Annotated in this window: 4 protein-coding genes and 1 pseudogene; 3 read left to right on the forward strand and 2 right to left on the reverse strand. The window is 43.1% G+C overall.

Features of this window, described 5'->3' with window-relative positions; translation table 11 throughout:
- Window positions 1-794: 794 nt before the first annotated feature.
- Both leuD and leuC read right to left on the reverse strand, forming a co-directional pair.
- Window positions 795-1,403: a 3-isopropylmalate dehydratase small subunit gene (gene leuD / locus RMZ95_RS27295; protein WP_322669609.1), complete on the reverse strand. Its 609-nt coding sequence runs from the start codon at window positions 1,401-1,403 to the stop codon at window positions 795-797.
- A 112-nt stretch (window positions 1,404-1,515) separates the two neighbouring features.
- A complete protein-coding gene (gene leuC, locus RMZ95_RS27300; RefSeq protein WP_322684700.1) occupies window positions 1,516-2,919 on the reverse strand; it encodes a 3-isopropylmalate dehydratase large subunit in 1,404 nt (467 codons plus the stop codon).
- Between the two features lie 306 nt (window positions 2,920-3,225).
- On the opposite strand from leuC, the gene RMZ95_RS27305 reads away from it, so the two are divergent.
- From RMZ95_RS27305 to RMZ95_RS27315, 3 genes and pseudogenes are all read left to right on the forward strand, one after another.
- Window positions 3,226-4,575 (forward strand): P-loop NTPase fold protein, encoded by a 1,350-nt coding sequence (locus RMZ95_RS27305; protein ID WP_322684701.1) that lies wholly within the window; start codon window positions 3,226-3,228, stop codon window positions 4,573-4,575.
- An 89-nt stretch (window positions 4,576-4,664) separates the two neighbouring features.
- Window positions 4,665-5,015 carry a four helix bundle protein gene (locus tag RMZ95_RS27310; RefSeq protein ID WP_322684702.1) on the forward strand — a complete coding sequence of 117 codons (351 nt, stop codon included), beginning with the start codon at window positions 4,665-4,667 and terminating at the stop codon, window positions 5,013-5,015.
- Window positions 5,016-5,073: 58 nt separating this feature from the next.
- Window positions 5,074-7,026: pseudogene (locus RMZ95_RS27315) on the forward strand (ribosome assembly protein 4); the annotation flags it as partial.

The following is a 7,026-nucleotide window of genomic DNA, read 5'->3' on the forward strand; positions in this document are numbered from 1 at the left end:
AAGTTAAAACAAATGTAAGTAACGTTGAAGAAATGACAAGATTAAATATTAATCCGTATTCGTATTGTGACTTTGCTGACAACGGTTTAACTCGTTGACTAGGATTAATAAGTGGGTGTTGATATGTAAAATATGGTAAGTTTTTGTTCAAATATTTATAGGTATCAGTGATTTAAAAGCACTTAATAAAAATCGATTTATTCAATCATTAACCTAGAATTTTGTTTAAGTTTGAGCATTTGTTATTACATTTACTCTCAAACAACTATTTATCCAATGAGTAAAATGTAATACTTTAATCTGATTCAATATTTTGGTTCTAGAGTTACGTATAGCAAGGGACTGGGGACACTTCGACAAGCTCAGTGCATCGCTGGTGACACTTCGATAAGCTCAGTGCATCGCTGGGGATTGGTGAAAAGTCTTGTTGTGTCTAAGTTTTATCATCTGTTAATGTCCTAACCACCAAGGCTTGTGCTATAAATTCGGCGGCTTATATCGTGTCCGCTGAATTGCCCATAATAAAAGAACCTCACCCTGGTTTTGCTAGGTAAAGCCAGGGTGAGGTTTAGAAGGACTTTTGGGTAATCAGATTACTTGTGTATACACCGTAAGCCTAGTAGGGGAGAGTCCACGCAATACGATTTGGTTAAAGACCGACCATTATTGTAGAGACGGCGATTCATCGCGTCTCCTGGCTTAACCGAACAGTATTTAAAGACCACGAAGGAATTACAAGTAATTTACCGAAGATGATATCATTCCCTGGCTGTCAGGCAGGGAATGAGAGAATACTAACTCGCGGCTAAATTGCTCCAACCGACGTAAGGTAATTTTGTCGCTGTTGCCCGAACTTGGTCAGCATTCGCCACCAACTGACCGCAAGCATCCCAAGTTCCAGAAATAAATGTGCTTCTTGTACCTTCACCGATCGCAACTGAAGCAATATAATCACCAATTTGCACTTGCAAACTTTCCAAATCCACTGTCACGGCGGCTTGGGGATTAGCAGTGACTAAATCTTGCAGTTGTTTAACAGTTACAGCATCGGCTGTCAAACAAGGTATACCCATTGCCACACAGTTACCGAAAAAGATTTCGGCGAAGCTTTCACCAATTAAAGCTTGGATTCCCCATTTTGCGATCGCTTGAGGTGCATGTTCCCGTGATGAACCACAGCCAAAGTTACGGTTGACTATTAAAATATTCGCGCCTTTGTATTGGGGTTGGTCAAAGGGATGTTCGCCTTTAAGTGCTGTTCGGTCATCGATAAATGCGCCTTCACCTAAGCCATCAAAGGTAACGGCTTTCAAATATCGCGCCGGAATGATGCGATCGGTATCTATATCATTACCCACTAAAGGTATACCGCGCCCTGAAACTGTTTTAACTTCACTCACCATATAACTTGACAAAGGGATTGGGGACTGGGGACTGGGGACTGGGGACTGGGGACTGGGGCAAAGGAGAATAATTCATAACCAATGCCCCATGCCCAATGCCCCATGCCCAAAATTACAGCAACTCACGTACATCAGAAACTTCGCCTTTAATCGCAGCCGTGGCGACCATCGCCGGACTCATTAATAATGTCCGACCAGAGGAGGAACCCTGTCTTCCTTTAAAGTTGCGGTTGGAAGAAGAAGCGCTGATTTGTCTTCCTTGCAGCTTATCGGGGTTCATAGCTAGACACATGGAACATCCCGGTTCGCGCCACTCAAATCCGGCTTCCTGAAAGATTTTATCTAGTCCTTCAGCTTCCGCCTCTTCCTTCACCCGTTCCGAACCAGGGACAACAAAAGCTTTGATTCCTTCGGCAACGTGGCGACCTTTGGCGATTTTTGCCGCTTCTCGCAAATCGCTAATTCTACCGTTGGTGCAACTACCAATAAAGCAGACATCTATTTTAGTGCCCTTGATCGGTTGACCGGGATATAAATCCATGTAGCGGTAAGCTTCTTCGGCAATGAATCGGTCTTCTTCTAGCAGTTCTTCTGGTTGAGGTACTGACTGGTTGACACCGATACCTTGACCGGGAGTAATCCCCCAGGTGACGGTAGGAGGAATTTTTGCAGCGTCAAATACTACTACATCATCATATTGGGCATCTGCATCGCTCTTGATCGAGTCCCACCAAGCTACTGCTTTATCCCAATCTGCATCAATGGGTGCAAAATCTCTGCCTTTGAGGTAATCGTAGGTAACTCGATCGGGATTGACATAGCCGCATCTAGCACCGCCTTCGATCGCCATATTGCAGACAGTCATCCTCTCTTCCATATTCATTTGCTCAAATGTCGTACCGGCAAATTCGTAGGCATAACCCACGCCACCTTTAACACCAAGTGAACGGATGATATGTAAAATTACATCTTTGGCGTAAACACCAGGGTTGAGAGTGCCGTAAACTGCGATTTTGCGGACTTTCAGTTTGGAGAGGGCCAGGGTTTGAGAAGCGAGAACATCCCGGACTTGGCTAGTACCAATACCAAATGCGATCGCACCAAATGCTCCATGACTGGAAGTGTGACTATCTCCACAAGCGATCGTCATTCCTGGCTGAGTCAGTCCGAGTTCGGGAGCGATGACGTGAACTATACCCTGGCTACCAGAACCAATGTTGTAAAAAGTTATGTTATTTTCTTGACAGTTATTTTCCAGCGCCTGAATCATTTCCTCTGCCAAGTTATCGGCAAAGGGACGCGCCTGGTTTTCTGTGGGCACAATATGATCGACTGTGGCGACGGTACGCTGTGGAAAGAGTACTTTTAGACCTCTTTCGCGTAACATAGCAAAAGCCTGGGGACTGGTTACTTCATGAATTAGGTGAAGCCCGATAAATAGTTGCGTCAGCCCTGAGGGAAGTGTACCAACGGTGTGTAAGTCCCAAACTTTATCAAACAGGGTACCTTTGCTCATACGTCAATCAATATTTAAAGAGTCCGGTCTTAAATAGTATCAAAAAAAAGTCTTGGTTTTTACAGATTGCTTCATATTACTTACAGCTTTGGGTAAGGTCGTGGGAAATTGAGGGGTGAAGTTTAAACGCAGAGGCACGCTGAGGTAAGCGCAGAGGTACGCAGAGAATTCGCGATGTCATTCGATCGCCTTTGAGGCAGAAAAAGCGAAAATTCTCCGAAATACTCAAATGCAAAGGTGTAAATAATTTTATCCTTTTCTACAAGGATATGTTAAGACAATACCAGATTATTGCACTACCAGGTTATGTCCTTAGATTTACGGGAATTTTATCAGGCTAGCGATCCCAGCAGAACTCTGTTTGTCAACAATAGCTCTGATGGCAAGTATTATATAGATTTTTCCTCGGTACGAGGTGGTGATATTCTGGGCAAGCTGAAGCAGAAAATTACTTTTTTTAAGCCGAATGAACCCACTTGCACTTTATTTACTGGGCATATTGGTTGTGGGAAATCGACAGAATTATTACGGTTACAGGCAGAACTGGAAAAGTTAGGTTTTCATGTGGTCTATTTTGAATCCAGTGATGATTTGGAAATGACCGATGTCGATATTGCTGATGTGCTGCTAGCGATCGCTCGGCGGGTGAGTCAAAGTCTGGATAAAATTACTTTGGAGTCACCTAACAAGTTTAATGAGTTGCTGCAAGGTGCTTGGAAAGTTTTAAACTCCGAGGTGACGGCGGGAAAAGTTAAGCTTCCGGTGGTGGGGGATGTCGGTTTATCGGCAGATAAAGATAAGTTTTCTCTGTCTGTGGGCATTGGAGAAATCACCGCGAAGATGAAAAATGACCCAGCGCTGCGAGAAAAACTCAATCAGTATTTAGCACCGCAAAAAACTAAACTGCTGGAAGCGATTAATCAAGAATTATTGGAACCTGCGATCGCAAAACTCAAACAGCAGGGTAAAAATGGTCTGGTGGTAATTGTCGATAATCTTGACCGCATAGATAATCGTGCCAAACCTTGGGGTCGTCCGCAGCAAGAATATTTATTTGTCGATCAGGGTGAGTTTTTGACGAAGCTGAATTGTCATCTCATCTACACCATGCCCTTATCTTTGAAGTTTTCCAATGATTACGGAATGCTGACTCAGCGTTTCCCAGAAGACCCCAAGGTGTTACCAATGGTTCCTATACAATGGGCTGATGGCAACGTTCATACACAGGGAATGTCACTCATGCAGCAGATGGTGCTTGCTAGAGCTTTTCCTGACATGAAACCAGAGGAGCGTTTAAGTAAAGTTACCGAGATTGTTGATAGTGCTGCTAGCTTAGAGCGTTTATGTCAAATGAGCGGTGGCCATGTGCGAGATGTGTTAAGGCTGCTGAATACCTGGATTATGGAAGAGATGAGTCTTCCTCTAACCCGTGAAACCCTAGAGCAAGTTATTCGTTCTCGGCGGAATGAAATCATGTTGCCGATTTCTGAGGATGAGTGGCAATTGTTACGCCATGTCAAGGAAAGGAAAAAGGTAAGTGATGACCACGGATATCAAAAACTGATCCGCAGTCGGTTTGTGTTTGAATATCGCGATGGTGGCGAGTCTTGGTTTGATGTTAATCCGGTTTTGGCTGAGGCGAGGGAGTTGCAATGAGGAGGCAGGAGGCAGGAGGCAGGAGGCAGGAGGTAGGGGGCAGGGAGTGCACAATTATCTAGTTTTTTCTAACTTCAAACTTCTGAATCATGAGCTATAGAGAGCAATTTATATGGCAGCGCGGAGTGCAGATCGCTATTAACTGCTATCGACTTACCGAAAAATTCCCTAAGTCTGAACTTTACGGATTAACTAGTCAGATTAGACGCTCGGCAGTTTCTGTGCCATCAAATATAGCAGAAGGCTATGGTAGAAAAACACAGAACGAATATATCCAGTTTCTTCATATTGCTCTAGGTTCGCTTCGAGAACTCGATACCCAGTTGATTATTGCTAAGGAAGTTGGATTGACATCCGCGGAAATATTTACTCCTATTTTGGAAGAAGTTGATAGGTTTCAAGGAATCTTGGTGTCAACTATTCAAAAGATGAAGTCTTGAATCCCTCCTACTTCTTATCTCCTGCCTCCTGCCTCCTGCCCCCTGCCTCCATAAGCTTATGACAGACTCGCAACCACCAGAAGATGACCATGTAAACAACGATCGCTCCATAGCACAATTAGCTTGGGCGATCGAATCCTCTGTGGGACAGTTTAAGCTGATATTGGCCCGGTGTAATTATGCCAGCTTGCGCGATCGCTTAATCTCCAGACTGCAAGAAATTTGTCAAGTCGAAATTCGTGTCTTGACGGTGCAGCAATCGAACAAGACTCTTTACACTGCGATTCAAGAAGAATTCGGCGCAGAAATGCCAGCCTGTGTGATGGTTGTCGGTTTGGAATCCGTGCAGAATTTGCCTGTGATGTTAACTTCTGCAAATCAAGTGCGGGAGGAGTTTCGCAAGAATTTTGCTTTTCCCTTAGTGTTTTGGATTGACGATGAAATCTACAAGCATCTAATACAGCTGGCGCCAGATTTGGAAAGTTGGGCAACTACGAGAAATTTTGCCATATCAACACAGCAATTAGTAGATTTTATCATCGAAACGGCTAATCAATGGTTTAGTAATAACTTAAAATTTAGCTTCGATGTATATCTTAAGCTGGAAAATGAGTTAGAAGTAGCGCAAAGAGATTTAATTAAAAAGCCAGATATTTATAATTTAGATATTCAAGCTAACTTAGAAACTTTATTAGGTTTTGTTAAACAGATAAATGATCAAAAAGATTCGGCCTTAGAGCATTATCACAAAGCTTATAAGCTTTGGCAGCAAAGTCATAATTTAGAAAAGCAGGCAAAAGTCATCGGTGAGATTAGCTTTTGCTATTATCTCAAAGCTTTGAAGCATCAAGATATCAATTGTCAAGATGGGCAGACAACTTGGCATTATCTTCAAGAGTATATACATTTTATTAGCCAATTTAAAAGTCCAGATTTAATTGCTGACGCTGTAGTGAAGTTCGGTGATATTTTGCGAGACCTGAAAAAGTGGGAAATATTGCAGAGTCTTTCGGAACAAGCTTTAGTAATCCATCAAAATAACAAGCAGCCAAGAGAATTAGCCAAAGATTACGGTTTTTTAGCTGAGGTGGCTTTGGCTCAAAAAAACTGGATGAAAGCAAATCAGTTAGTCAAGCAAGCATTAGAAGTTTTTGCAGCGATTCCAAATCAGGAATCAGCTAATATATCAGGGATTTTATCTGATATTCCTGAAAAGATTTTAAAATCAAAAGAATTGAGTTTATATCAATTTATTTTAGGTCATTCTCAATACCATTTAAGTCAAATTAAAGAGGCAACACTCAGCTTAGAAACTGCTAGGGATGTGGGTAATCCCTTAGAAGATGTCAGGCTTTACTTGGATATTATCAGGTTTTTGCAGCAGCTTTATTTTGAGCAGAAAGAATATCTCAAAGCATACAAAATTAAACAGCAACGGCGTTCCGTTGAACAGCAATTTGGCTTGCGGGCTTTTATTGGTGCGGGTAAGTTAGAAGCTACAAAACAGGCATTTGTCGAGACATTGCGCTTAAATTCTCCCCAAGGAAATATTGCCCCAGAAATTGCTGCATCTGGTCGTCTGTTGGATATAGAACGTTTAATCGAACGCATGGGCCGCCCTGATTATAAGTTGATAGTAATTCATGGGCAATCGGGTGTAGGCAAAAGTTCCCTGGTGAATGCGGGACTGGTGCCGGCTTTAAAGAATAAAGCGATCGGTACTCAAGATTATTTGCCGGTGGTAATGCGCGTTTACACCAACTGGGTGGAAGAGTTGGGGAGGCTTTTGGGAAATGAGGGGGATGAGGGGGACAAGGGGACAAGGGGACAAGGGGACAAGGGGGATGGGGGAGAGTTAAAACTTCAAGTTTCGACCTCTGAACTCGGAACTTCGACCTCAGAAGGTCAACTTTCACCCTCAGAAGGTCAACTTTCACCCTCAGAAGGTCAACTTTCATCCTCAGAAGGTCAACGTTCACCCTCAGAAGGTCAACGTTCACCCTCAGAAGGT

This window comes from Nostoc sp. DedQUE07 (assembly GCF_034530975.2).
Taxonomy (GTDB): Bacteria; Cyanobacteriota; Cyanobacteriia; order Cyanobacteriales; family Nostocaceae; genus Nostoc.